We start from the raw sequence: 25,909 nt of genomic DNA, 5'->3' as shown, positions 1-25,909 counted from the left end.
ATTACATTTGCCTTAACTAGTTAGTAAATAGAATGGGAAAGTCACTTGAAGAAGTACATCAGTCGGTTTCGACACAAAATAAAAAATCTGTTTTTAGAAAAATAATGGCCTTTTTTGGTCCTGCCTATTTGATTAGTGTGGGTTATATGGATCCAGGAAACTGGGCTACGGATTTAGCTGGAGGAAGTCAGTTTGGTTATTCCTTACTTTGGGTTTTATTGATGAGTAATTTGATGGCTTTGTTATTGCAAAGTCTCAGTGCGCGATTGGGAATAGTTACCCAGCGTGATTTGGCTCAGGCTTCCAGAGAAACCTATTCGCCTTTTATTAATTACATTTTATATTTTCTAGCTGAGATTGCCATTGCGGCTTGTGATTTGGCTGAGGTTTTAGGGATGGCTATTGGGATTAATTTGCTTTTTGGTATTCCATTGATTGAAGGAGTTCTTATTACGGTTTTGGATACTTTTTTATTGTTATTTCTAATCAATAGAGGAATTCGAAAAATGGAAGCTTTTATTATTGCTTTGGTGGCGGTAATAGGTGTTTCTTTCATTTTCGAAATGATTTTTGCTCAACCTGAACTCGATAAAGTGGTTTTAGGATTAATTCCTTCAATGCCAAATGAAGCCGCTCTCTACATTGCCATTGGGATTATTGGAGCAACAGTCATGCCCCACAATTTGTATTTGCATTCTTCTTTGGTACAAACCCGAAAATTTGATAGAACTCCTGTGGGAATTAAGCAGGCATTGAAATATAATTTTATCGATTCGGCTATTGCGTTGAATCTGGCTTTCTTTGTTAATGCTGCGATTTTAATTCTGGCAGCCGCTACTTTTTATAAAAGTGGCATGCACGAAGTCGCCGAAATTCAAGATGCGCACAAGTTTTTGCAGCCTTTGTTAGGAACAAAATGGGCGCCTATTTTGTTTGCCGTAGCTTTGATAGCTGCAGGACAAAGTTCGACAGTTACTGGTACTTTGGCGGGACAAATTGTAATGGAGGGTTATTTGAATTTAAGAATTCAACCTTGGGTGAGACGTATTTTAACGCGTTTAATTGCGATTGTTCCTGCAGTGATTGTAATTACCATTTTTGGTGAAAGTGTCACGGGGAAATTATTAATTTTTAGTCAGGTGGTGTTGAGTTTGCAATTGGGGTTTGCGATTATTCCGTTGATTCATTTTGTGAGTGATAATACCAAAATGAAAGGTTTCCATATTGGCAAAACGACTCAAATTGCTTCATGGATTATTGCCACGATAATCGTTTCGCTCAACGCAAAATTAGTTTTTGATGAAATAAACGGTTGGTTAGAAGCTTCTGCAAACCCAATTGTTCTTTGGTTAACGGTTGTTCCATTGGCTTTTAGTTTCTTGATTTTGTTGCTTTATATTGTTTTCAAACCTTTTATTGCCAAAACTAGAATGGCGATACAAAATCATTCTCCTCATAATTTAAAATTGCATTTTTCTAAATCGGAATCCTATACGAAAAAGAATATAGCGATTTCGGTCGATTTTTCATCAGCAGACGAAATTGCTTTGAATAGCGCTATTGAATTGGGTGGAAAAGAGGCTAATTATACATTGATTCATGTGGTTGAAACAGTAGGGGCAATGGTTTATGGTGAACACATTGACGACCACGAAACCATTGTTGATGAAAAACTGCTTAAAGAATATCAGCAAATGCTTGCCGAAAACGGATTTAATGTCGCTGTACAATTGGGTTTTGGTAAACCAAACAAAGTAATTCCTCAATTAGTAAATGCAGGTCGTTTTGATGTTTTAGTTATGGGAACTCATGGTCATACAGGTTTTAAGGATTTGATCTTTGGGACTACAGTGGATAAACTAAGACATAAAATTTCGATACCTTTGTTGATTGTTAAATAAGTTTAAACACAAAGTTCACATTGTAGTGTGTAAATCTGAAATCAAAAATAGTTAATCTGCAATCATAAATCAAATGACTTTTTCAGAAGAGAATTACCTTAAAGCAATTTATCACTTAACTGTTGTTTCCACTTCGGGTGTAAGTACAAATGCTATTGCCGAAGTGATGGAGACCAAAGCGTCTTCGGTAACCGATATGCTTAAGAAATTAGCCGAAAAGGATTTGGTAAACTATAAAAAATACCAAGGTGTCACGCTTACCAATGATGGTAAATTAGAAGCCAAAATGATTGTTAGAAAACACCGTCTTTGGGAAGTTTTTTTGGTTGAAAAATTAGGTTTTTCCTGGGATGAGGTTCATGATATTGCCGAACAATTGGAACATATTAAATCAGAGAAATTAATTAATAGTTTAGATGATTTTCTGGGGAATCCTACCGAAGATCCGCACGGTGATCCTATTCCAAACGCACAAGGCCAACTTCCTAAAATCGACAAGCAATTGCTCTCGGATTTAGCAGAGGGACAGAAAGGCATTTGCGTAGGCGTAAAAGATACTTCTTCAGATTTTTTAAAGTACTTGGATAAGCAAGGAATTGCTTTAGGTTCTTCGATTGAAATTATAGGTAAAGAAAGTTTTGATTTGTCTCTTCGAATAAAAGTAGATGCGAATCACCTTAATATTTCTAACAAGATAGCGAGTAATTTATTTGTGAAGCTGAGTTAGAAATAGCAGAAAAAAATTACCGCAAATTTGCGGTAATTTTAATTCATTATCTTCGAAAAGAATAATTTAATTACATCCACAATCACTGCCTCCACCACAGTTTTTATCTTTTTTCTTTTTCTTTAAAAAGAACTTTTTAAAAAGATATACTACAGCAATTCCAAGGATTAAAAAGGCAATGATTTCCTGAAACATCGATTTTATTTTAATAGTTGATAAGCAATCAAAGCAGTAAGATACGCAAAACTACTCATAAAAATAAGCTGTCCTAAAGGCCATTTCCAATTGTTGGTTTCCTTTTTTGTAATGGCAAGCGTACTTGCACATTGCATCGCAAAGGCATAGAATAACAATAATGAAATTCCAGAGGCGAAATTAAAGATTTTTGCTCCCGTAACTGGATGTACTTCAGATTGCATTTTGTTTTTTATGGTGGTTTCATTCTCCGTTCCGCCAACACTGTAAATAGTGGCTAAGGTTCCCACAAATACTTCTCGGGCGGCAAACGAACTGATGATAGCAATTCCTATTTTCCAGTCGTAGCCTAAAGGTGCAATTACGGGTTCAATACTTTTACCCATAATGCCAATGTAGGAGTTCTCCAGTTTGTAAGCAGCAATTTTATTGTTTAATTCGGTTTCAGAAATCGTTTTGTTTACGGTTTGTGAACTGATAATTTTTTCGGCATCTTTAAATTTTTCTCCAGGACCGTAAGAAGCTAAAAACCATAGAATAATAGAAATAGCTAAAATGATTTTTCCAGCACCAGAGATAAATGCTTTGGTTTTTTCGATTACGTTAATGGCTACGTTTTTAAACAAAGGCAATTTGTAATTAGGCATTTCGACCACAAAAAATGTTTTACCGCTTACTTTCATTACTTTGTTAAGGATATAAGCCGATAATATTGCCATTCCAAAACCTAAAAGATACAACAACATTAGTGTAAGCCCTTGAAGGTTTAAAAAACCAAAAACACGATTGTCTGGGATTACTAAGGCTATAATAATAGCATAAACGGGTAATCGGGCCGAACAGGTGGTAAACGGGGTTACCAGAATCGTGATTAAACGTTCTTTCCAGTTTTCGATATTTCGGGTTGCCATAATCGCTGGAATAGCACAGGCTGTCCCAGAAATTAAAGGCACGACACTTTTACCGGATAATCCAAAACGGCGCATAATTTTATCCATAATAAAAACCACACGACTCATATAGCCACTTTCTTCCAGGATGGATATAAAAAGGAATAAGAAGGCAATTTGCGGAATAAAAATCAGGATTCCACCGATACCAGGTATAATTCCTTGTGAAATTAAATCGGTTAAAATACCAGCAGGAAGTTCTTCGGCAGCCATTGTACTTAAACTAGCAAATGCGCTGTCAATGAAATCCATAGGAACCGAAGACCAGTTGAAAATCGATTGGAAAATAATGAAAAGAATAGCAAAAAAGATGACGTATCCCCAAATTTTATGGGTTAAAACGCGGTCTAATTTGGAACGGAAATCTTTAGCAATGCTTTTATCTACCGTTAATCCTTCTTTAAGGACTTCATTGATAAATTGGTAGCGTTTTATGGTCTCTTTTTGTTGTAAACGCTTTAGTTCGGTATGTGATTTAGTAAACGAACTTTTGATTTCTTTTCGCTCTAAATTCAAAAAGTTTACATCTTGGGTAATTACTAACCAAAGTTTGTATAACAATTGATCCGGAAAGGCTTTTTGTAAGTTGGCAAAATATTCTTTGTCAATTACCGATGCATTTAAACAAGGCTCCGTTGTAATTGATTTGTAGCTAACAATTAATTCTTTTAATTCTTCAATTCCTTGTCCTTTACGCGAACTAATTAAGGCGATTTTAGTTTTTAATTGTTCTTCTAAGAAAGGAATGTTTAGCGAAATCCCTTTGCTTTCCATACGGTCAGCCATGTTAATCACTAAAATGGTTGGAATTTCAAGATCTTTTATTTGAGTAAAAAGCAATAAGTTTCTTTTCAAATTTTCCACATCCGTAACTACAAGGGCGACATCAGGATATAACTTATCGTTTTTGTTTAGTAGCATTTCAATTACAACATTCTCGTCAATTGAACTGGCGTTGAGGCTGTAGGTTCCTGGTAAATCCAGAATGTTAGCTTTGATGTTATGGTTTAATTTGCAAAAACCAATTTTTTTCAACAGTAATTCCAGGGTAGTTTCCTACTTGTTGATTCAAACCCGTCAATTGGTTAAAAACCGAAGTTTTACCTACGTTAGGGTTACCAATTAATGCTACGTTAATATTTTGATGCATCATTAAAGCGTAGTATTGATAAGTTCAACTTCAATTTCTTTGGCTGTTTCCACTCTAATGGCCACGTGTGAACCGTTGACATCTAAATACAAAGGATCACCAAAAGGGGCAATCTGAAGTAATTCGACAGTATTTCCCGGTAAGCAACCCATTTCAAGTAACTTTAAAGGGATAATGTCAATATCAAAATCTTTGATAATGGCTTTTTGACTTTTCTTTAAGGAATGTATAGTGGTACGCAAGGCTTATTTAGATTGAATTAAGACTGCAAAAATACATATTATATTGCTAACTCGAATGATAATTGTCAGTTTTGTGATTTAATTGGATTCAAATTATCGCTATAAAATGCTGTTTTTTTGATGGCAATACGATTATTCGGACTGCTTTTCGTTACTTAGAAAATTAATATCTTCAATAAGTTTTTGAATGTCTTCTTTTGTAGTACCGTCATAAAAACCACGAACTCTTCTTTTAGCATCTACAAGCACAAAGTTTTCGGTGTGAACCATATCGTACAATTCGCTTGGTTTGCCCAATTTTACCGCCAGATAGGATTTTCTTGCCATGGCATAAATTTCTTTTTTATCGCCGGTAACCAAGTTCCATTTACTATCAACAACACCATGTTTTATAGCATAGGCTTTCAAAGCTTCTACTGTGTCTACTTCTGGGAAAACGGTATGCGAAAGCAGCATTACTTTCGGATTATTAATAATGGCTTTTTGAACTTCTTCCAGATTGGAAGTCATTTTTGGGCAAATGGTACCACAGGTTGTAAAGAAAAAATCGGCAACATAAATTTTACCTTCATAATCTTTTTGGGTGATGGTTTTTCCGTTTTGATTGGTAAATGAAAAATCAGCTATTGTATGGTATTTGCTCACATACTGTATGGTGCTATCTACTAATTCCGGATTGACATCGGCTGGATTGTAGATAGGAAGTGTTTTTTGCGGTTTTAAAGCATTGTAAAAAAGAGTAAGTGTAATAGCCGAAAAAACAATAAAGATACCAATGAATATTCGGTATTTGTATAATGCAGATTTCATGAAATTTTTTTTGCAAAAGTACAAAAACTGTGTTGGAAATCAGGAAGCTTTATTTGATTAAAATGTTGGTCTTCTTTTTGCTTTTACGTAAAGATTTGTTCACTAAATACAAACCAAATAAGGTTACAATTCCTCCAATAGCTATCGAAATACTCAATGTTTCGCCAAAAATTATCGAACCTAAAAGTACCGCAACCACAGGATTCATGTAGGCATAAAGACTGCTCATCTCTGGTGGAAGATGTTGCAAAGAATAAATGAAAACCGTAAAAGTGATTAGTGAACCTACAATAACTAGATAGGCTATTGCCAGCCAAGTGTTTAAAGGGATTTCGTTTAAATTGACTGAAATTCCTGTAGCACCGTTATAAGCAAATAGTAGAATACTCGAAATAAACATTTGAAACCCAATACTGAAATAGGGATTATAAGAGGCGGCTTTTTTCTTAGTGTACAATGTACCAAAAGCCCAGGTTATGGTAGCTACTACCGAAAGAAAAATTCCCAATTGAAAATCAGGTCTTAGGAAATCGGCTAGGTATTCGTAAAAAATAACACAAACACCACCAAAACAAACGAATACACCTGTTACGGCTAGTTTAGCAATTTTTTCTCCTCTAAAATACGATATAATTACAATCCAAATGGGAAAGATAGCGGCAATTATGGCTCCTAAACCACTACTGATGTATTTAACGCCTGCGGTACTCAATCCGTTACTCATCGTAAAATTAAGAATGGCTAGAATTACGATGGTTTTCCATTGTTTTCCTTTTGGCCAAGGAGATTTCGTAAAAATTAAATAGAGTATGTACAACAAACCGGCTATAAATTGTCGGATGGCAGCCATTTGAATTCCGGGTATGTAACGCACTCCTTCCTTGGATGCAATCCAAGTAGTTCCCCAAAAGAATCCTACCCAAATAAGGGCTAACATAGGAAGTTCTATAGCGTTTACACGAGTTGAAACAGCATTTTTAACTTTAGTAATCACTATAATTGAGGTTTTTTGAAGGTGTAATTTAAAACTCTTATGAGATGTTCTGATGAAATTGTTTTCCCTACCGATGGGGCGTCCTCATTAAAAGAGGGCGGTACTAAGTTTTCGTCTAGGGCTTTTTGTGTGTAATAGACTTTTCGGCTTGGGTGAAAAGGAGATGCCGCGTTCAACGTTGTATTCCAGCAATCAGTAGTTATAATTTTATGGATAATGCCAATACAATCTTCCAAATGAATCAAATTGACAGGCGCATCGGGATTAGGAACATTTTCTTTTCCTGCTAGGAATCGAGCGGGATTTCTATCGGGACCTATTAAACCTCCAAAACGCAAAATAGTAGTTTTAAAATGGGTATTAGAAAGTAATAGTTGTTCAATTTCCAATAATTGTTTTCCGCTTTCCGTTACAGGATTGGGAACGGCGTTTTCGTCAATTGTTTCATTGCCTTCGCCATACACTGCTGTCGAACTGATGAAGAGTACATTTGCTACCGAAGTTTTTTCGATAAATGGCACTAGATTTTTAATTTTTTGAACAAAGGAAGTGTTTGGAGCATCCGAATAATCTTTGTTTTTTCCTCTTAATTTGGGAGGAATAGCAATGATCAATGTTTGACTTCTGTCCAAAAAGGCATCAACTGGAGGTGAGAAATTTTCGACTTCCAACGCAATGGGATAATGCGTTATACCAGCATTTTCTAGTAATTCTTTTTTATCGATAGTAGTAGTGGAACCTTTTACTGAATAGCCTTTTTCTAATAAGGCTTTCGCCAAAGGAAGTCCTAACCATCCACAACCTAAAATGCTAATTTGTGTCATTTTGCTCTTCATTTTTCAGAATACAAATTTCTCATTAATATTTGGTTTTTTTTGAGTTGCAAAGGATTCTTTTTTTAGGTTGCAGATTTTATTTCTTCTATTTTTTAACAAGCGTTATTTTCATATCCTCATTTTCTAGAACTATTTGGTCATCTGTAATCATGCAGTCATAAGGATAGGGAGTGCCTGTTTCATCTTTAATGGTCAGGTTTTTTCCTTTTTTGGTTAAGGCAAAAGTTCCATTATTGATTTCGCCTTCTAAAAAACCGTCTACATGGCCGTCTTTCGTAAAAGTTAGTGTCCCTTTAGTTAAGATTTCATTTTTAATAGAATCTGAAAGGGTTGTTTTAGCTTCTACGTTGGTTATTTTCCAGGAATCCACTAATTCATTTCTTTTTTCATGGCACGAAAACAAGATAAGCGCTGCTATTGTTGTTAAGCCTAGTGTATGTAAAATTGATTTTTTCATGATTTTATAAGTTTGGGTTAGTTACCTCTAAGTTACGATATTTTTTTGAAATTAGCTATATTTCAATGCATTGTGTTGGACTTAGGCGAAAATTCAAATGATTATTTCCTCCAAATAACAGATTGCCATTTATCATTTTTTAAACTTTAAGTTAAGATTCCTGATAAAAGTGAAAAAGTTACTATTTTAGCTTTTTTCCAAAAAATCTTTCTGTAATAATGAGAAGCCGTAAACAAAAAATAGTCTTAGGTTTTAAAATAGTGTTTGTCATAATCGCGTTGGCTGCTATTGGGATTTTTAGTTTTAGAGAAGCGCTTTTGCAACAAATTATAGCCAAAACAGCTCATAAAATGGAAGTCGATTATGAGAGTCAATTTTTGGTTAAAGAAGCGGGTTTTGATGGACTATCCGGAGTTCATTTTACCGATGTGACTTTGGTTCCCAATCATGCGGATACTCTTTTTTCGATTCATAAAATCAAAACTTCGGTTAATCTATGGAAATTATTGGTTGGAGATGTTCAATTAGGAACTTTGGAAATTAGTAAGGGTTATATCCAATTGACCAAAAAAGGAAAAGTCAAGAATTTTGAAGCCTTTTTAAAAAGAGATAAAGACGAAGAAAAATCAACGGATAAAAGAGATTATGCGGCTTTTGCTTACCGAATTATTTCTAGAGTATTGAATCTCATTCCAACGGATATGAATGTCGAGAACTTAAGCTTTAAACTGGATGATAACGGTAAAAAAGCCAGAATTGATATTCAGAAATTAGTGTTGTCTAATAAAGAATTAGAAACTTCTATTCAGGTTAAAACGAACACTTTTGCACAGCGCTGGAAAATAAAAGGTTTTGCTGATCCAAGAAACAAACGTGCCGATATTCGATTATTTAATATAGATACTGGAGCAATCAAAGTGCCTTATTTTGATGAACGCTATAATCTCATTTCTAGTTTTGATTCCATTCGTTTAAATGTTGACAATATTGATAAAAGCATGGGGGAACTCCACATTGATGGTTTTGCCTCGATTGCTAATTTGAAAATCAATCATGCTAAAATTGCTAAAAAAGATGTGCTGATTAAGAATGCTCGTTTTGATTACCGATTCCTTTTAGGTTCCGATTTTATTTCAGTGGATAGTAATTCGACAGTGCAATTTAATAAGGTGAAATTCCATCCGTATTTGGCTTATGAAACGGAAGAAGATACCATTTATAAACTCAAAATCAATATCCCAAAAACAAAAGCACAAGATTTTATCACATCGCTTCCTGATGGTTTGTTTACGCATTTTCAAGGAATGGAAGCCGAAGGAACTTTTGATTATAACTTAGATTTTGAGTACAATAAAAACAAACCCAATGCCTTGGTTTTCAATAGTAATCTAAGAAAAGAAAATCTTAGAATTACAAAGTATGGTGAAGCCAATTTGAATAAATTGAATGGCGAATTTATTTACCGTGCTATTATCAACGGAGTATTGCAGCGTCCTGTTTTAGTGGGTGCTGCCAATGTGAATTATACACCACTCGATCAGATTTCGCCCTATTTACAAAAATGTGTATTGACAACCGAAGATCCTTCTTTCTTTAATCATCATGGTTTTATCAATGAGGCTTTTAAGCAGTCTATTGTAAAAAACATTCGAACGAAGAAGTTTTCTCGTGGAGCGAGTACTATTAGCATGCAATTAATCAAGAATGTTTTTCTGACAAGAGAGAAAACTTTGTCTCGAAAATTAGAAGAAATTCTATTGGTTTACATCTTGGAAAACAACCGAATTGTTAGCAAAGAACGCATGCTGGAAGTCTATTTCAATATTATCGAATGGGGACCAAATGTGTATGGAATAGGCGAAGCAGCGCAGTATTATTTCCAGAAAACACCAGCCGATTTGACTTTTAACGAATGTTTGTTCTTAGCAAGAGTGATTCCAAGTCCCAAGAAATTCATGTATTTGTTTAATGACGAAGGAAATCTGAAAGATTCGGCGATGAATCAGGTTTCTTTTTTAACCAATCTGATGATTAAACGCGGATTGCTTACCGTGGATGATACTATCTACAAAACGCAGCAAACCGTTTTGTCTGGACCTGCTAAATCGCTACTTCGTATTAAAGTGAAAGATACTACGGTGGTAGATTCTTTGAAAATGAATGATGAATTTGAATTTTAGTTTAAACACTAAGGAGTTAAAGTTGAAAGTCTTATTGATAAAAAACCATTAAGAAGTTAAGGTTTAACTTAATGAAGCTTAACTTCTTAATGGTTTATTTAAAATTTATCTTAGTGTTCTTTGCGAAAAACTTAAATAAACTTTGCGGTTTAATAATTATGGTGCAGGATCAGGAATTACAGCGTGAACTGCATTGATTTCTGCGATAATTTCGTCGGATAAAACAAGATCAATGGAACCAATGTTTTCCTTTAATTGTTCCAAAGTAGTCGCTCCAATAATATTACTGGTTACAAAAGCCTGTTGGTTTACAAAAGCCAAAGCCATTTGTGCCAAAGAAATTCCGTGTTTTTTAGCAATTTCACTATAGCGTTGCGTTGCTTCGTTGCATTGAGCACTATTGTATCTTGAAAATTGAGGAAACAATTTGATACGTGCATTTGGGTGACTTTCGCCTGTTAAGAATTTCCCTGAAAGCACACCAAAAGCAAGTGGAGAATACGCAAATAGCCCCACGTTTTCACGCATACAAATTTCGGCAGAACCCACTTCAAACTGACGATTTAGTAATGAATAAGGATTTTGTATCGTACTAATTTTAGGTAAATGGTTGTATTTACTCTCGTTCAGAAAACGCATAATCCCCCAAGGCGTTTCATTTGAAAGCCCGATGTGTTTGATTTTACCTGCTTTGATAAAACTTTCTAAGGTTTCTAAAACTTCTTGAATGTTGTCTTCCCAGCCGTCTTCCTGACTTTCAAAACCTCTTTTTCCAAAGAAATTGGTTTTGCGTTCTGGCCAGTGGAGTTGGTACAAATCGATATAATCGGTTTGTAAACGTTGCAAACTATGGTCTAAAGCAAATTTAATGCTGGCAGGAGAAAAGTCGTTTTTTTCACGCATATAAGTGAAATTCGGATTCGGTCCTGCAATTTTGGTAGCCAAAACAATTTCGTCTCTTTTACCAGTTTTTTTAAACCAGCTTCCCAAGATTTTCTCGGTACTTCCATAGGTTTCTTGACGGGCTGGAACGGAATACATTTCGGCTGTATCAAAAAAGTTGACACCGTTTGCCACAGCATAATCCATTTGGGCATGGCCCTCTGCTTCCGAGTTTTGTTCGCCAAAAGTCATTGTGCCAAGGCATATTTTGCTCACTTTTATGTCAGTATTGGGTAGTGTAGTGTATTTCATTTTAGAATTTATAAAATTTAAAAGATAAAGTTACAAAGGATTTAAGGAAGAACTTTAATCAAAAAAGCTTCGAAGGTGTTCTTCGAAGCTTTTTAACTTTTATTTAATGCGTTTTAGTTGATTTCGTTCAACATTTCGGCAATTTCATCTAGTTTTGGTGTTAGAATAATTTCGATTCTGCGGTTTTTCGCTTTTCCTTCAGCAGTTTCATTCGTGGCTAATGGTGAAAACTCTCCACGACCGGCAGCAGTCAGATTCTTTTTGTTGATGGCTTTGTTTTCGCTTAATATAGCTACAATAGCAGTGGCTCTTTTAGTTGATAAATCCCAGTTGTCCGCAATTGGTCCTGAACCTCCGTAAGGATCATTGTCGGTGTGACCTTCAATAAGCACGGCAATATCTGGGTTTTCACCTAATACCTTTCCAAGTTCTACTACTGCTTTTTTACCTTCAGAACTCACCGCCCAGCTTCCTGAGTTGAAAAGTAGTTTGTTTTCCATAGAAACATATACTTTTCCGTTTTTTTGTTCTACTGTCAAACCTTTGCCTTCAAAACCATTTAAAGCTTTAGATAAGGTTTCTTTTAATTTTCGCATTGCTGCTTCTTTGGCGGCAATCATATCCTCTAATTCATTTAAACGTTGCGCACTTTTGCTTAAACGTTCCTGTTCGATCGATAATGCTTTTTGTTTGGCTTCTAATTCGGCTAATAAGTCGCGATTCTTTTTCATGTTAGATTGCAAAGCATCATTGCTGTTTTTCTCTAAAGCATTGTAGGATTCTTGAAGGCGAGCAATTTTTTCATTTAATGCATTTTGATCGGCAGTTAGTTTGTCACGTTCTGATTTGATTTTGCTTAATTCATTTTTTAAAGCATCACGATCTAATTCCAATTGGTTTTTCGCTTTTAGCAAAGACTCGTTTTCATCGGATAAGTTACCGTTTTCTTTTTTAAGATCATTGTACTTGTTTTCTAAGTCGGTATATATTTTTTTAGAAACACAAGAGGTTGAAAGCGCTAGAACTAATAGCCCTATTGAAATTTTTTTTATCATGTTATTTAATTTTATTTGAACCTAAATATTTTTTTACATTGTCATTGCAATTGCTATTGCAATTGTTTTTTATTCTATATCTACAAGAACGGGGCAATGGTCAGAATGTTTTGCTTCTGGTAAAATTAGTGCTCTTTTGATCTTTTCTTTTAAAGGTTCACTAACCAAACAATAATCAATACGCCAACCTTTATTTTCGGCTCTTGCGGTTTTTACGCGTACCGTCCACCAAGAATAATTACCAGGTTCTTTGTTTAAAAATCGGAAACTGTCTATAAAACCATTTTTCAAGAACCCGTCTAGCCATGCACGTTCTTCAGGAAGAAAACCAGAAACTTTAGCGTTTCTTATTGGGTCGTGAATGTCGATGGCTTCGTGACAAATATTGTAATCACCACAAATGATGAGGTTAGGGATTTCCTTTTTCAATTCATTAATATAATTTTGGAAATCATCCATATATTGGAATTTATGATTCAATCTTTCAATATTTGTTCCCGAAGGCAAATACAAACTCATCACTGAAAAATCCTCAAAATCGACACGAATATTTCGTCCTTCGAAGTCCATGTGCTCAATTCCTGTGCCATAAACTACATTTTTTGGCTTTGTTTTAGATAAAATAGCAACACCACTATAGCCTTTTTTGGTAGCAGGAAACCAATAATGGTATGGGTAACCCGCCATTTCAAAATCCATTAAAGGGAGTTGGTCCGGAGTTGCCTTAATTTCCTGAAGACAAACCACATCGGGTTTTGCTTGTTCTAACCAATTGATAAAACCTTTTGTAATAGCGGCTCGAATGCCATTGACATTATACGATAAAATCCTCATTTTTTTATTTTTTAGATTTCCAAAAATACTAAAAAATATAAGGGACTATTGGTAAATATTAAAATCAAATTCGGCATATAGTCGGATAATGGAGTTTTTTTCTATCTTTGTTTTTCGCTCAAAAAAGAAAAATATAAATGGGTTTAGTTACCGCTAAAGAAGTTGCAAAAGCAATAAATGTTGAGAAATACGGGGTCTTAGGGACTTTTTCCGGGTGGCTATTGATGAAAGTGCTCAAAATTTCTACACTAAATAAAGTGTATAATCGTAACAAACATTTAAAAGAAATCGATTTTTTAAATGGAATTGTAGATGATTTACAAATAAAATTTGAAATACCAGAAGAAGATTACAAGCGTTTGCCTAAAGATGGCGCTTACATTACCATATCGAATCATCCACTTGGAGGGATAGATGGGATTTTGTTGTTGAAATTAATGCTTGAAAAAGAGCCTAATTTTAAGATTATTGCTAATTTTCTATTGCATCGTATTGAGCCTTTAAAGCAATATATAATGCCAGTTAATCCTTTTGAAAATCATAAGGATAAAAAATCCAGTGTTTTAGGTATAAAAGAAACGTTACGTCATTTAAGTGATGGAAAGCCTCTTGGGATGTTTCCGGCAGGAGAAGTTTCTAGTTACAAAGATGGTCAGCTGATAGTGGATAAGCCTTGGGAAGAAGGGGCTATTAAGGTGATTCGAAAAGCCCAAGTGCCGGTTATTCCTATTTATTTCCATGCTAAAAACAGTAATCTGTTTTATTTGCTTTCTAAAATCAGTGGTACATTACGTACAGCCAAATTGCCTTCGGAATTGTTTAGTCAAAAGAACCGCGTGATTAAGGTTAGAATTGGTAAACCGATTTCGGTTGCTGAACAAAATGAATACGAAAATATTGATGCCTATTCGGAATTCTTGAGAAAGAAAACCTATATGTTAGCGAATCCGTTTGAAAAGGAAAGTAAATTGATTACGACTCCTAATCTAAAAATTACTAAGAATCCAAAAGAAATTGCTACTCCTGCAAATCAAGATAAGATTATTGCTGAAGTAAATGCCTTAAGAAATACCGATTGCCGATTGCTTCAGAGCAAGAATTATGAAGTCTTTTTTACAGAAGCAAATAGGATTCCTAGTATTTTACATGAGATAGGTCGCTTACGAGAAATTACTTTTAGAGAAGTAGGAGAAGGGACTAACGAATCTATTGATTTGGATAAATTTGATAAATACTATCACCATCTTTTCTTATGGGATGATGAGGCGCAAAAAATTGCAGGTGCTTATCGAATGGGATTAGGAGGAGAAATTTATCCTAAATATGGTATTGAAGGTTTTTATTTGAATGAATTGTTCCGTTTTGAACCAGAATTGTTTGAAACCATGCAGCATTCTATCGAAATGGGACGTGCTTTTATTATCAAAGAATATCAGCAAAAACCAATGCCTTTGTTTTTACTCTGGAAAGGAATTATTCATACTACTTTGCGTTTTCCAGAACATAAATATCTAATTGGTGGAGTAAGTATAAGCAATCAATTTTCGGATTTTTCTAAATCATTGATGATTGAGTTTATGAAGTCCAATTATTATGATCCGTATATTGCGCAGTACATTCATCCTAAAAAAGCATATAAAGTTAAATTGAAGGATGCCGATAAGGATTTTATTTTCAATGAAACAGAAGCCGATTTGAATAAATTTGATAAGATTATTGATGAGTTAGAGCCTGGAGTACTTCGTTTGCCAGTATTAATTAAAAAATACATCAAACAAAACGCAAGAGTAGTGGCTTTCAATGTCGATCCGTTATTTAATAATGCTATTGATGGTTTAATGTATATCCGAATTGCAGATATTCCAGAAAGTACTATGAAGCCTGTTATGGAAGAATTTCAAGCGGAATTAGAAAAGAAATTAAGTGAAAAAGGGGAGTAAGTTTCCTTAATAATAATAGTACATATAACACACAACCGCTGATTAGTAAATTAATTCTCAATTCTGCTAATGAGCGGTTTTTATTTTACAGTTAATCTTAATTCTTAAAACCAAGGTTTTCGACCTATTTGATAGGTTTTTATAAATTCTTCATCTGATTTAGTCAAATAAATGATGCCTTCTATAAGTCCTAATAAGCCTGTTAGTGTAGCAAAACTAATCAAACTTAGAAATAGCCAAATTATACCTTCTTTGGTATAACCTAATAAAAATTTATGGATACCAAAAGGTCCTAAAATAATGGCTAATATGCCAGCGGCAATTCTTTTATTGTCTTCTTCAAATGCTTGCGGTTGATTCCAGTGTTCATATTTTGAATTTTCCATAACCCTATAATTTAGTGATTATCAATAAATAAATTTATGAAATTATTTTGTAAATCGAAAATATAAATTCCTTAAATACAGTGTGTTTCTGTTTTATTTGGAATACAAAGCTTTGATTTTATCAACTATTGTTTGTGCAAGTCGTTCATGACTTTCAAATGTCCATCCCGCTACATGGGGAGATAATAATACATTATCGGCTTCTAATAAATACTGAAAGGCTTCGGGTGTATTTTTATCTTGAAATAATGTTTCGAAGGAAAGTTTCTCATATTCTAAAACATCTAGTCCTGCTCCTAATATCCTCTTGGATTGAAGGGCTGCCACTAAGTCGGCTGTAACGATGTTTTTTCCTCTTGAGGTATTAAGTATCCAGAATGCTTTTGCAAAAGCGTTAATAAAGGCAGTATTGACCATTTTATCAGTTTCTGGAGTCCAAGGAAGGTGCAAACTTAAAACGTCTGTTTTTTGTTGTAATTCGGTTAATGAAACCTGTTTGGCGTTTTCATCACCCACATTATCTTTGATGTCATAACAAAGTACTTCAACATCAAAACCTCTCAATTTCTTAGCAAACCATTTTCCCATGTTACCATAACCAATAATTCCAACCGTTTTTCCATCTAATTCATGTCCGCGGTTGCTTTCTCGGTTCCAATGTCCTGCGCGAATTTCTCGATCGGCACGATTCAAATTATTAAATAGCGATAATAGCATACCTAGAGAATGTTCAGCAACTGCATTGCGATTCCCTTCAGGAGCCGCTATCAAGGCTATGTTTTTTGAAGAAGCATAATCACAGTCAATACTTTCTAAACCAGCTCCTACACGAGCAATAAATTGCAAATTTGTAGCTTTGTCAATGAAGTTTTTGTCAATCTTAAAACGACTTCGAATAACTATGCCGTGGTAATCCTTTATCTTGGCTTCGATAGCTTCTTTTGATGATTTGAAATCTTCATGGTTTTCATAACCGGCTTCCTGTAATTGTTGAAGTAAAACAGGATGGTTGCTATCGATGTGAAGTATTTTGATGCTCATAATTCCTTTTCTATTGAGGAATCAAAAATAACAAAAAAACCATTTCTGATTTTAAATAAAATCAGAAATGGTTTTCTGTTGAATTAATCAAAAACCTAAAAGTAATTTTTTACATAAGCTGCGGTTTTTTTATTTCTGGTATTGGTTTAATATCTCACCATAGTTTCGTCTCCGAATAAAAAGCGTGAGATTTTGTCGTAAAACATGTTGAATAACTTTTTCATAATAATGCTTATTTAGTGTTAGTAACCCCAGTAAACCATTAAATAGAAAAGTCAAAAGTAGATTGGGCTCTCTTTGTTATAAAATTACAGTATTTTTTAGTTTTATAAAAGGAACTTTTAGGGTTTTCGATATCGTGCTTTTTTAACCGATAAAATACATGATTATTAATAATTTGCATTACTATTTTTACATTTTAAATAAGTCTAAAAAAGCTTTTTTTGTTAATTTTTAAATTTTCAAAAAATGAAACATTAAATACATTATATTTACAATCTTTTTAATAAATGTAAATATTACATTTAAAATTATTGTTTCGCTTTTTAGAAGATTATTATGAATTTATCTTTACAATTTTTACGTATTTGTGTAGTTTTTAGTTTTATTATTTTGGGAATAAATAGCTATGCTCAAAAACTTAAAAAGAACCAATTTGAGAATCCTATAGCTGTGCAGCGTGCCGATCCTTTTGTGACATAAACACCAGAGGGGATTTATTATTTTATTGCAACTGCTCCTGAATATGACCGAATTGAAATTCGAAGTTCAAAAACGATTAATGGTATTAAACAAGCAAAACCGGTAGTTGTATGGCGTAAACACAATTCAGGTCCTATGGGTCATCATATTTGGGCTCCTGAGTTGCATCGTATTGAGGGTAAATGGTATATATATTTTGCTGCGGGTTCAGCCGAAGATATATGGAAAATACGTATGTATGCTTTGTCTAATCCTTCTGAAGATCCAACAAAAGGAGAGTGGAAAGAAGAAGGTCAATTGAAAACCAATAAAGATATTTTTGCATTAGATGCTACCACTTTTGTACTAAAAGGGCAACGTTACTTGGTTTGGGTGGATAGAGGTCCTGGAAATGTAGTAAATACTAGTTTATACATTGCCAAAATGACAAGCCCAACAACGGTTGATGAAAAACAAGTGGTTATTAGCCAGCCTGATTAAGATTGGGAAATGCATACTTATAAAGTGAATGAAGGACCGGCGGTATTGGTGAAAAACGGCAAAGTATTTATGACTTTTTCAGCTAGTGCTACTGATGCGACCTATTGTCTAGGTTTGCTTTGGGCAAATGAAGGCGCCGACTTATTAGATCCTGCTTCTTGGCACAAATTAGGCCAACCTGTTTTCTTTACCAATGAAAAATTTAAACGTTACTGACCAGGGCATAATTGTTTTACTTTAAGTGAAGATGGGAAAACAGATATTATGATTTATCATGCCCGCGATTATGAAAAGATACAAGGAGATGCTTTGTCTGATCCTAATCGTCATACTCGTGCTAGAGTGTTGAGATGGACAAAGGACGGTATGCCTGATTTTGGTCAGGATATAGATGATAACAAAATGGCTTTGAAAGCCAAGAGGAAAGAATAGTTGTTTTTTTATATTAGTGGAAAGGGCCTCTCATTTTTTTTGGGAGGCCTTTTTTTAAACTAAAATTTTAAAGATCCTTAATTTTCTTAACGGCTGCTTTAATTCCGCGGATGATAGACGAACTGAAGCCATGTGATTCCATTTCGCTTAATCCTGTAATTGTACAACCTTGAGGTGTTGTAACTCGATCGATTAATTGTTCTGGATGCATTTGTTCTTCCATTACCATTTCGGCAGCGCCTTTTACAGTTTGTGCTGAAATTGCTAATGCTGTTTTCCAGTCAAAACCAATCTCGATTCCTGCCTGCATAGAAGCTCTAATATAACGCAAGGCAAAAGCGGTTCCACTAGCAGCTAAAACTGTGGCAGCATCCATTAATTTTTCGTCAATAACAGGTGCTGTTCCTAATGATTCAAAAATGGTAACTAGTTTTTGTCCTTCGGCTGCATGTTTTTCATCAAAGGCAATACAGGTTGCTGATGCTGCATATTGAGCCGCAATATTAGGCATAATACGAACTGCTTGATGGTTTGGTCCAATTTTCTTCTGCAAAGCTTCAGTTGATAATCCTGTTACAGCCGAAGCAATCGTTTTATTAGATATCACCGGAAGGATTTCTTTTAAAACCGTTTCCACCTGATAAGGTTTTATCGTTAAGATGATAACATCAGCCTCCTGGATGTTGTGTTTGTTGTCGGTAGTAACCGTAACGCCTAATTTTTCTAAATAAAGGATGCTAGCGGTATTTCTTCTTGTAACTGTAATTTGGTGTTCACTAGTCGTTTTTGCCATTCCTAATGCAATGGCCGAACCTAGATTACCTCCTCCTATTATGTGTACTTTCATTTTCTAAAATTTATAAATTCGATATTAAAAAGTGATTTTGGTATTGTAAATATTTAAAATCCTAAAATCAATTTTGCAATTGAAAAATAGATTAAGATTCCGCAAATGTCATTACTCGTTGTGATAAATGGTCCTGTTGCGAGAGCAGGGTCAATTCCAAATTTATCCAGTAATAATGGTACAAATGTACCGATTAAAGATGCAATTATAATTACTGAAATCAAGGCAGTACAAATTACAAATCCAATGATTACAGGTTCGTTTAAAATAAGATAACTTCCAACAAATAATATGAATGCTAATATGGAACCACTTAACAAACTTTGTGAAATTTCTTTTATCAATCTATTAAATAGGGAGCCACTCAAAGTATCATTGGCTAAACCCTGAACAATGATAGCTGAGGATTGTACACCAACATTCCCCGCCATTGCAGCAATTAAGGGTGTAAAAAGAATAATTTACCGTGTTCGGCCATAGCGCTTTCAAACAATCCCAGTACCCTTACTGTTATGAATCCTCCTAAAAGTGCTAAAACTAACCAAGGTAATCGTGCTTTAGTCAATTCAAGAATGCTATCATCGGCTTCTACGTCTTGAGAGATACCCGCTGCTAATTGGTAATCTTTATCAGCTTCTTCACGGATTACGTCAATAATATCATCAATGGTAATTCGACCCACTAATCGACCCATGGCATCAATTACTGGAATAGCCTCCAAATCGTATTTTTGCATGATTCTTGCTACTTCCACATCTTCGGCATCAACACTTACAGAGGTAACGTTTTTGATGTAAATTTCAGAGATTTGTGCTTTTGTGGATGTGGTTAATAAATCTTTGAGTGATAATCGTCCTTTTAATCGATTTTGATCATCAACTACATAAATAGAATGTACTCTAGAAACATTTTCTGCTTGAGCACGCATTTCTTTAACACAGGTTAGTACGTTCCAGTTTTCATTGACTTTTACTAACTCTTTCCCCATCAAACCCCCTGCGGTATCTTCATCATAGCGCAATAAGTCGATGATGTCTTTAGCGTGTTCTAAGTCTTCTAACTCTGAGATTACCTCTTCTTTTTTGGATTGGGAAAGCTCGGCAATGATATCTGCGGCATCATCGGTGTCGAGCTCGTCTAATTCCTCGGCAATTTCTTTGGCCGAAAGGCGACTCAAGATATTTTCACGCAAATCATCTTCTAATTCTAGAAGAATTTCTGCTGTTTTTTCGGAATCTAGAACTTTAAAAATATAGGTAGCTTCATCAAAATCAAGCTCGTCTAAAATCTCGGCAATATCAGCATGGTGCATGTCATTCAGTAAGGATTCTAATTCCTTGTCCTGATGATTCGCAATGTGCTGTTTGAGTTCGAGAATTAAGTCTTTGCTGATTTTAAATTCCATCGGCTTCTATTTTTTGAGTAAGTTCGATAAATTGTGCAACGTCCAATTGCTCCGGACGGAGGTCAAAGATACTATCTTCTCTTAAATTATCCGATAAATCGAGTGTTTTTAAACTGTTACGTAAGGTTTTGCGTCGTTGTTGAAAAGCGGTTTTTACCACTGTAAAGAATAATTTTTCGCCACATGGCAAGCTATAATCTTCTTTTCTACGCATTCGCATCACTCCTGATTTTACTTTTGGAGGTGGGTTAAATACGTTTTCATCAACTGTAAAAAGATATTCGGTATCGTAAAAAGCCTGAGCTAATACCGATAAAATTCCGTAAGCCTTGCTGCCTTTTTTTCACAAATGCGTTCGGCTACTTCTTTTTGAAACATACCTGAAAATTCAGGAATTTGCGCTTTGAATTCTAATACTCTAAAAACGATTTGGGTAGAAATGTTATAAGGGAAGTTTCCTATGATAGCAAATGGTTTGTTGCTAAAAACTTCGTTGATATTGTATTTTAGAAAATCCTGAGAAATAATTTTGCCGTGTAATTTTGGATAATGCGCATTTAAATAATCCACCGATTCCGTATCAATTTCAATTACATAGGTAGTAATGGGTTTGTCCAAAAGGTATTTGGTTAGAACACCCATTCCTGGTCCTATTTCCAGTACGTCTTCATATCCTTGTAAACTTAATGTGTCGGCAATAGCTGCAGCGATACTTTCGTCTTTTAAGAAATGTTGTCCAAGGTGTTTTTTTGCTTTTACTTTATCCATGATTTTTTTGCTTTTGTTTTCAACGGATTAAAATCCGTTGCTACAATATGATTCGTTCCTACGGAACTTTACTAATTTCAAAGAGCCATCGGCTCGACATATTTTGTAAGGCTGGACTTTAGTCCAGTTATCTCTAATGTTCCGAAATCACTTGTAATTCCGTACGGAAAGTAAGCATTTTTTCTCCAAAAAGCTTTTTGACCTTCTGCTTGAAATACAGCCTCATTTTCCTGATAGAATTTTTCTAAGGTTACTAAACTATCGGTTGTAAATTGAGCTGAGTAAGTCACTCCGCCCATTTCTTCTTCTACTAAAACACGAACTAATTTGGCATTTGTAAATTTTCCGGTTGCTAACATTTCAGGGATGTGTTTGTGTTGCATCCAAATCATCCATTGGTCGTGAACACTTTCGTGAATATTTGTAGTAACGTTGTATATAATCATTTGTTTGTTTATTTGGTTAACCGAATCAACGACTAACCGATTAACATTTTTATAAATTTTTGTCTCCTCTTAACTCTCTAAATCGCTTTCGGGCTTCTACAAAGTAGATACTGTCCTGATGATTAAAGATAATCTTTTCAAACAGCGACTTGGCTTTTTCAGCATCGTTTATTTTTTTACTGTAAATTTCTCCCGAAAAAAAGAGCGCTTCGTCTATATAAATTCCATCGCTATGATGGTCTATAATCGCTTGATATTGGCTTAAAGCCAAGTTGTATTCGCCGGTTTTTTCATAAAGTTGGCCCAGTCGTAATTGGGTTACAGCTTCGATTTGGTTCGCCTGTTCGGGCATAGCCCTCGAGTCTTGCCCTTTGAAATTTTTTAAAATCAATTGAAACTGTGTAATGGCTTCTTGATTTCTGTTTTGATAGATTAAATAATCGCCTTTGGCAAATTCCTTTAAGGCTGTTTGTGTCGAATCGGCAACGGTGTTGTCATTAATCAATAAGAAATATTCCAGCGCATCATTGGCAATTAACTGCGTATTTGCGGCTTTCAATTCTTTAAATTGTTTTAATGCCCAAGGAAAATCACCTTTAAAATAGCTGGTTTTAGCGGCTTTTAAACTGGCCTCATGCGCTACTGCATCGTTTTTTAAATCGTTTTCAATTTGCGAATAATACAATAAAGCCTGATTGAATTTTTTCTTCGAAAAGGAAAATGTCGGCCAATTTCATTTTAGCTTGTGCTACTTCGTACTTGTTTAATTGCAATTCCAAAGCTCTTTTGATGATGTCCTTTCCTTGCTCTGGTTTCTTTAAATTAAAGGTTACAAAGTTGGCCTGAACGAGCTGCAAAGATAGGGTAAAAGGGCTTATTTCAAATTCTTTGAGTAGGGCTTCTATTTCGGTGTTAATTGTCGCGTATTCTTTTTCAGTAGCTTTTTTGATTTTTAAGTTAATTAAATAACTATGGGCTTGAACTAGTAAATCTAAATCTTTGGTGTTTAAAATAACAAAATCTAAAATCTCTTTGGCTACTTCTTGGTCTTCTTCCTCAATGGCTAAATTGGCTAGATTTAATATTGACGAGAGGGATTCGGGATTGCGTTTGTAAATGGCTTTTTCTTGAATAAAGGCTTTTCCAAATTCTTTTTGTTGTACATAAAACCAACTTAAATAGCGATTCCAAAACAAATCCTGATTCTTTTGAACTTTTAGGATTAAAGCTTTTCTAAGAGCGTCACTAAAGGAATTATCAGCTTCTTCGGTTATAAATCGTGAAAATTGATTTTGAATTACAATTGAATTTTGAGGATTTGTATAGGCTTCTTCTAAAAATGTAGTAATCATTTTGTCAAAATCACCCAGTTGACCATAGAGCAATCCTTGTTGGTAATTAAAATTAAAATTAGGTTGGATTTCAGTAGCTGTTTGGTAGGCTTTTAAGGCGTATTCTAATTGTACTTTTTTTTCAAAAGCATTGGCTATGCCGTACACTTCATTGGGGTTTTTACGTATCCGATCAATCGCTTGTTCGTAATAGATTTTGGCTTTTTCGTCGTTTTTTTGTAATTGAAAGTTATAACCTAATTCGACTAAAAGGCTAGTTAAGTTGTATTTAGTAAATCGGTTTTGTATGGCTTTTTCAGCGATGTCAAATTGTTTTAATTGCTGATAACAATCAATTGTTCTTAGAAAATATTGATTGTTTTGAGGAATATTAGCAAGTAATTCTTCAAAACTTACTTTGGCTTTTTCAAAATCTCCTTTGTCGTAATAATACTGTGCTAATTGTTCGTTTTGACCAATAGCAAACAGCGAGAATAACAAAGTGATATAAAGAAAGAGCTTTTTCATAACCAGATAAGGTTTGAAATTAAATTTGAAAAATTTCTTTTTTCTTTAAACCATTAAGAAATTAAGACTATATAAGCTTAATGGTTCTTAATTTCTTAATGGTTATTAAGAATTAATTCTGTTCAAACAGAATTAATTGATGATATCAAATCCGCAGTAAGGACGTAAAACCTCTGGGATTACAATTCCTTCTGGAGTTTGGTAATTTTCAATAATACCGGCTAATACACGTGGTAAAGCCAATGAGCTTCCATTTAGGGTGTGTGCCAATTGGTTTTTTCCGTCTTTGTCTTTAAAACGCAATTTCAAACGATTAGCTTGGAATGTTTCAAAGTTAGAAACGGATGAAATTTCTAACCAACGGTCTTGAGCGGTTGAGAATACTTCGAAATCATAAGTTAAGGCTGAGGTGAATCCCATGTCGCCACCACAAAGACGTAAAATACGGTAAGGTAATTTCAATTCGTCCAAAATTGCTTTTACATGCTCTACCATTCCGTCTAAAGCTTCGTATGATTTCTCAGGGTGCTCAATACGTACAATTTCGACCTTGTCAAATTGGTGTAAACGGTTTAATCCTCTTACGTGTGCTCCGTAAGAACCTGCTTCACGACGGAAACATGGTGTGTAAGCTGTTGTTAAGATTGGTAATTCGCTTTCGTTTAAAATCACATCTCTGAACAAGTTAGTTACCGGTACTTCAGCCGTAGGGATTAAATATAAATTGTCAACGCCTGCATGATACATTTGTCCTTCTTTGTCAGGTAATTGACCCGTTCCGTATCCAGAAGCTTCGTTTACTAAATGCGGTACTTGCACTTCGTTATAACCTGCAGCAGTATTTTTGTCTAAGAAATAATTAATCAAAGCACGTTGTAAACGGGCTCCTTTTCCTTTGTAAACTGGGAATCCAGCTCCAGTGATTTTATTTCCTAATTCGAAATCAATGATGTCGTATTTTTTAACTAATTCCCAGTGTGGTTGTGCTCCTTCGTGTAAAACTGGGATTTCACCTGCTTGAAACACATTTAGGTTGTCATCGGCTGATTTTCCTTCAGGAACAATATCAGCTGGTAAATTAGGTAATGTGTATAGTTTTTCGGTTAGTTCGGCAGCGATTATATCAGCCGCTTCTGCTAATTGTTTGCTGCGTTCTTTGTTGCTTACTGTTTTTTCTTTTAATAGAGCAGCTTTAGCTTTTTCTCCCGCTTTCATTAGCTCTCCTATGTCTTTGGACAATTTATTAGATTCAGCTAGGATGTTGTCTAATTCTACTTGCGTAGCACGACGACGCTCATCAAGTTCTACTACTTCTTCCACCACTGTTTTGGCGTCCAGATTTCTTTTGGCCAAAGCTTGGATTACTTTTTCTTGATTCTCTCTAATAAATGCAATTTGTAACATAGTTGGATTTTTATAACTATAAATTTTTAATAACGGTAGCAAATTTAAGGAAATGTTTCATAGAAACGTGACAAAGTTTACTTTGAGAAGTAACAATTGTGTAAAAAAACATCTGTATTCTTCGCAATACGAGATTTGAAGTTTTGTAAATGGAATTGCTACTAATTGTTTTGATCGAAAAAGAAAAACAATTAGTCGTGATCTGGGATGCTGAAAACAAAGCTACTTCCTTCACCTAGTTTACTGTTGACCCAAATTTCACCCCCATGCTTTTCTACGAAATCTTTGCAAAGCATCAGTCCTAAACCTGTTCCAGATTCATTATTGGTTCCTAGAGTAGTTTCTTTTTGATTGCTGGTAAATAAGTTTCCAATTTTATCTGAAGCAATACCTGTTCCATTATCTTCAACAATAAATAGTGTTTGATTGTGTTCTTTTTTTGAGGAAATCAATACTTTACCGTTGTTATTGGTGAATTTTATGGCATTTGCAATTAGATTTCTAAATATGGTTTCGAGCATATTTGTGTCGGCAAAAACATATAGGTCTTTTTCAATTTCAGATTGGATCGTTATGTTTTTACTCTTAGCAACATTGCTCAATAAATGAATGCTTTTATCGATTATGCTGCTTGGTTCTATCTTTTTGGGATTAAATCCTAGACTACCTGTTTG

General features: G+C 34.6%; 18 protein-coding genes and 6 pseudogenes. 5 read left to right on the top strand and 19 right to left on the bottom strand.

All coding sequences use genetic code 11. The features are described from left to right. Positions 1-32: 32 nt before the first annotated feature. On the top strand, positions 33-1,901 hold the full coding sequence (locus tag P5P90_RS09020; protein WP_278034387.1) for an Nramp family divalent metal transporter: 1,869 nt from the start codon (positions 33-35) through the stop codon (positions 1,899-1,901). Between the two features lie 73 nt (positions 1,902-1,974). Beyond that, entirely contained in the window at positions 1,975-2,628 is a 654-nt protein-coding gene (locus tag P5P90_RS09015) for a metal-dependent transcriptional regulator (RefSeq protein WP_278034386.1), read from the top strand. A gap of 66 nt (positions 2,629-2,694) precedes the next feature. On the opposite strand, the gene P5P90_RS09010 is transcribed toward P5P90_RS09015, so the two are convergent. From P5P90_RS09010 to P5P90_RS08980, 7 genes and pseudogenes are all read right to left on the bottom strand, one after another. After that, positions 2,695-2,823, bottom strand: coding sequence for a FeoB-associated Cys-rich membrane protein (locus P5P90_RS09010; protein ID WP_278034385.1), 129 nt, complete (start codon positions 2,821-2,823; stop codon positions 2,695-2,697). Positions 2,824-2,828: 5 nt separating this feature from the next. Next, positions 2,829-4,926, bottom strand: a pseudogene (feoB, locus tag P5P90_RS09005) (ferrous iron transport protein B). Beyond that, positions 4,926-5,165 (bottom strand): FeoA family protein, encoded by a 240-nt coding sequence (locus tag P5P90_RS09000; protein WP_278034384.1) that lies wholly within the window; start codon positions 5,163-5,165, stop codon positions 4,926-4,928. Before P5P90_RS09000 ends, feoB begins: the two are co-directional and overlap by 1 nt. Positions 5,166-5,297: 132 nt before the next feature. Beyond that, positions 5,298-5,975, bottom strand: a complete 678-nt coding sequence (locus tag P5P90_RS08995; RefSeq protein ID WP_278034383.1) for an SCO family protein — start codon at positions 5,973-5,975, stop codon at positions 5,298-5,300. 49 nt (positions 5,976-6,024) lie between these two features. After that, complete coding sequence (locus P5P90_RS08990) at positions 6,025-6,969, bottom strand: DMT family transporter (RefSeq protein WP_278034382.1); 945 nt, start codon at positions 6,967-6,969, stop codon at positions 6,025-6,027. Beyond that, on the bottom strand, positions 6,969-7,793 hold the full coding sequence (locus P5P90_RS08985) for an NAD-dependent epimerase/dehydratase family protein (RefSeq protein WP_278034381.1): 825 nt from the start codon (positions 7,791-7,793) through the stop codon (positions 6,969-6,971). Before P5P90_RS08985 ends, P5P90_RS08990 begins: the two co-directional genes overlap by 1 nt. A 97-nt stretch (positions 7,794-7,890) precedes the next feature. Then, positions 7,891-8,262 carry a lipocalin family protein gene (locus P5P90_RS08980; protein WP_278034380.1) on the bottom strand — a complete coding sequence of 124 codons (372 nt, stop codon included), beginning with the start codon at positions 8,260-8,262 and terminating at the stop codon, positions 7,891-7,893. A gap of 218 nt (positions 8,263-8,480) precedes the next feature. Here P5P90_RS08980 and P5P90_RS08975 point away from each other — a divergent pair, with 218 nt between their 5' ends. After that, positions 8,481-10,442, top strand: a complete 1,962-nt coding sequence (locus P5P90_RS08975) for a transglycosylase domain-containing protein (protein WP_278034379.1) — start codon at positions 8,481-8,483, stop codon at positions 10,440-10,442. A gap of 156 nt (positions 10,443-10,598) precedes the next feature. Here the strand turns inward: P5P90_RS08975 and P5P90_RS08970 are convergent, their stop codons facing one another. From P5P90_RS08970 to P5P90_RS08960, 3 genes are all read right to left on the bottom strand, one after another. After that, complete coding sequence (locus P5P90_RS08970; protein ID WP_278034378.1) at positions 10,599-11,636, bottom strand: NADP(H)-dependent aldo-keto reductase; 1,038 nt, start codon at positions 11,634-11,636, stop codon at positions 10,599-10,601. Positions 11,637-11,749: 113 nt separating this feature from the next. After that, positions 11,750-12,691, bottom strand: coding sequence for an OmpA family protein (locus P5P90_RS08965; RefSeq protein WP_278034377.1), 942 nt, complete (start codon positions 12,689-12,691; stop codon positions 11,750-11,752). A gap of 69 nt (positions 12,692-12,760) precedes the next feature. Next, the gene (locus P5P90_RS08960) at positions 12,761-13,525 is read right to left on the bottom strand and encodes an exodeoxyribonuclease III (RefSeq protein ID WP_278034376.1); all 765 of its coding nucleotides are present in this window, start codon (positions 13,523-13,525) and stop codon (positions 12,761-12,763) included. A gap of 137 nt (positions 13,526-13,662) precedes the next feature. Here P5P90_RS08960 and P5P90_RS08955 point away from each other — a divergent pair, with 137 nt between their 5' ends. Beyond that, positions 13,663-15,465: a lysophospholipid acyltransferase family protein gene (locus tag P5P90_RS08955; RefSeq protein WP_278034375.1), complete on the top strand. Its 1,803-nt coding sequence runs from the start codon at positions 13,663-13,665 to the stop codon at positions 15,463-15,465. A 104-nt stretch (positions 15,466-15,569) separates the two neighbouring features. Here the strand turns inward: P5P90_RS08955 and P5P90_RS08950 are convergent, their stop codons facing one another. Together P5P90_RS08950 and P5P90_RS08945 are read right to left on the bottom strand one after the other, a co-directional pair. Continuing rightward, positions 15,570-15,851 carry a TM2 domain-containing protein gene (locus tag P5P90_RS08950; RefSeq protein WP_278034374.1) on the bottom strand — a complete coding sequence of 94 codons (282 nt, stop codon included), beginning with the start codon at positions 15,849-15,851 and terminating at the stop codon, positions 15,570-15,572. 93 nt (positions 15,852-15,944) lie between these two features. Then, positions 15,945-16,892 (bottom strand): 2-hydroxyacid dehydrogenase, encoded by a 948-nt coding sequence (locus tag P5P90_RS08945; RefSeq protein ID WP_278034373.1) that lies wholly within the window; start codon positions 16,890-16,892, stop codon positions 15,945-15,947. A gap of 714 nt (positions 16,893-17,606) precedes the next feature. Here P5P90_RS08945 and P5P90_RS08940 point away from each other — a divergent pair. Further along, positions 17,607-18,506, top strand: a pseudogene (locus P5P90_RS08940) (glycoside hydrolase family 43 protein). Positions 18,507-18,573: 67 nt separating this feature from the next. Here P5P90_RS08940 and proC read toward each other — a convergent pair. The 7 genes and pseudogenes from proC to P5P90_RS08900 form a co-directional block, all read right to left on the bottom strand. Next, complete coding sequence (gene proC, locus P5P90_RS08930) at positions 18,574-19,353, bottom strand: pyrroline-5-carboxylate reductase (protein ID WP_278034371.1); 780 nt, start codon at positions 19,351-19,353, stop codon at positions 18,574-18,576. Between the two features lie 53 nt (positions 19,354-19,406). Beyond that, positions 19,407-20,758 (bottom strand): annotated as a pseudogene (mgtE, locus tag P5P90_RS08925) (magnesium transporter). After that, positions 20,748-21,526: pseudogene (rsmA, locus tag P5P90_RS08920) on the bottom strand (16S rRNA (adenine(1518)-N(6)/adenine(1519)-N(6))-dimethyltransferase RsmA). The pseudogenes mgtE and rsmA overlap by 11 nt, the downstream one beginning before the upstream one ends. Before the next feature lie 133 nt (positions 21,527-21,659). Beyond that, a pseudogene (locus P5P90_RS08915) lies at positions 21,660-21,972 on the bottom strand (DUF4286 family protein). A gap of 49 nt (positions 21,973-22,021) precedes the next feature. Further along, a pseudogene (locus tag P5P90_RS08910) lies at positions 22,022-23,831 on the bottom strand (tetratricopeptide repeat protein). Positions 23,832-23,963: 132 nt separating this feature from the next. Then, positions 23,964-25,235, bottom strand: a complete 1,272-nt coding sequence (gene serS / locus P5P90_RS08905; RefSeq protein WP_278034370.1) for a serine--tRNA ligase — start codon at positions 25,233-25,235, stop codon at positions 23,964-23,966. Positions 25,236-25,426: 191 nt separating this feature from the next. After that, a complete protein-coding gene (locus P5P90_RS08900; RefSeq protein WP_278034369.1) occupies positions 25,427-25,837 on the bottom strand; it encodes a sensor histidine kinase in 411 nt (136 codons plus the stop codon). Positions 25,838-25,909 lie beyond the last annotated feature (72 nt).

It is taken from the genome of Flavobacterium nitratireducens, from assembly GCF_029625335.1.
Classification (GTDB): Bacteria; Bacteroidota; Bacteroidia; order Flavobacteriales; family Flavobacteriaceae; genus Flavobacterium; species Flavobacterium nitratireducens.
Note: the sequence above shows the minus strand (reverse complement) of the source record. Positions and strands in the feature narration are given on the sequence as shown.

Excerpts from the sequence above, each read along its gene's own strand:
- P5P90_RS08955 (WP_278034375.1), top strand. The coding sequence starts at position 13,663 with ATGGGTTTAGTTACCGCTAAAGAAGTTGCAAAAGCAATAAATGTTGAG.
- P5P90_RS08975 (WP_278034379.1), top strand. The coding sequence starts at position 8,481 with ATGAGAAGCCGTAAACAAAAAATAGTCTTAGGTTTTAAAATAGTGTTT.
- P5P90_RS08960 (WP_278034376.1), bottom strand. The coding sequence starts at position 13,525 with ATGAGGATTTTATCGTATAATGTCAATGGCATTCGAGCCGCTATTACA.
- P5P90_RS09010 (WP_278034385.1), bottom strand. The coding sequence starts at position 2,823 with ATGTTTCAGGAAATCATTGCCTTTTTAATCCTTGGAATTGCTGTAGTA.
- P5P90_RS08965 (WP_278034377.1), bottom strand. The coding sequence starts at position 12,691 with ATGATAAAAAAAATTTCAATAGGGCTATTAGTTCTAGCGCTTTCAACC.
- P5P90_RS08950 (WP_278034374.1), bottom strand. The coding sequence starts at position 15,851 with ATGGAAAATTCAAAATATGAACACTGGAATCAACCGCAAGCATTTGAA.
- P5P90_RS09015 (WP_278034386.1), top strand. The coding sequence starts at position 1,975 with ATGACTTTTTCAGAAGAGAATTACCTTAAAGCAATTTATCACTTAACT.
- P5P90_RS08985 (WP_278034381.1), bottom strand. The coding sequence starts at position 7,793 with ATGACACAAATTAGCATTTTAGGTTGTGGATGGTTAGGACTTCCTTTG.
- P5P90_RS09020 (WP_278034387.1), top strand. The coding sequence starts at position 33 with ATGGGAAAGTCACTTGAAGAAGTACATCAGTCGGTTTCGACACAAAAT.
- proC (WP_278034371.1), bottom strand. The coding sequence starts at position 19,353 with ATGAAAGTACACATAATAGGAGGAGGTAATCTAGGTTCGGCCATTGCA.
- serS (WP_278034370.1), bottom strand. The coding sequence starts at position 25,235 with ATGTTACAAATTGCATTTATTAGAGAGAATCAAGAAAAAGTAATCCAA.
- P5P90_RS08945 (WP_278034373.1), bottom strand. The coding sequence starts at position 16,892 with ATGAGCATCAAAATACTTCACATCGATAGCAACCATCCTGTTTTACTT.
- P5P90_RS08970 (WP_278034378.1), bottom strand. The coding sequence starts at position 11,636 with ATGAAATACACTACACTACCCAATACTGACATAAAAGTGAGCAAAATA.
- P5P90_RS08995 (WP_278034383.1), bottom strand. The coding sequence starts at position 5,975 with ATGAAATCTGCATTATACAAATACCGAATATTCATTGGTATCTTTATT.
- P5P90_RS08980 (WP_278034380.1), bottom strand. The coding sequence starts at position 8,262 with ATGAAAAAATCAATTTTACATACACTAGGCTTAACAACAATAGCAGCG.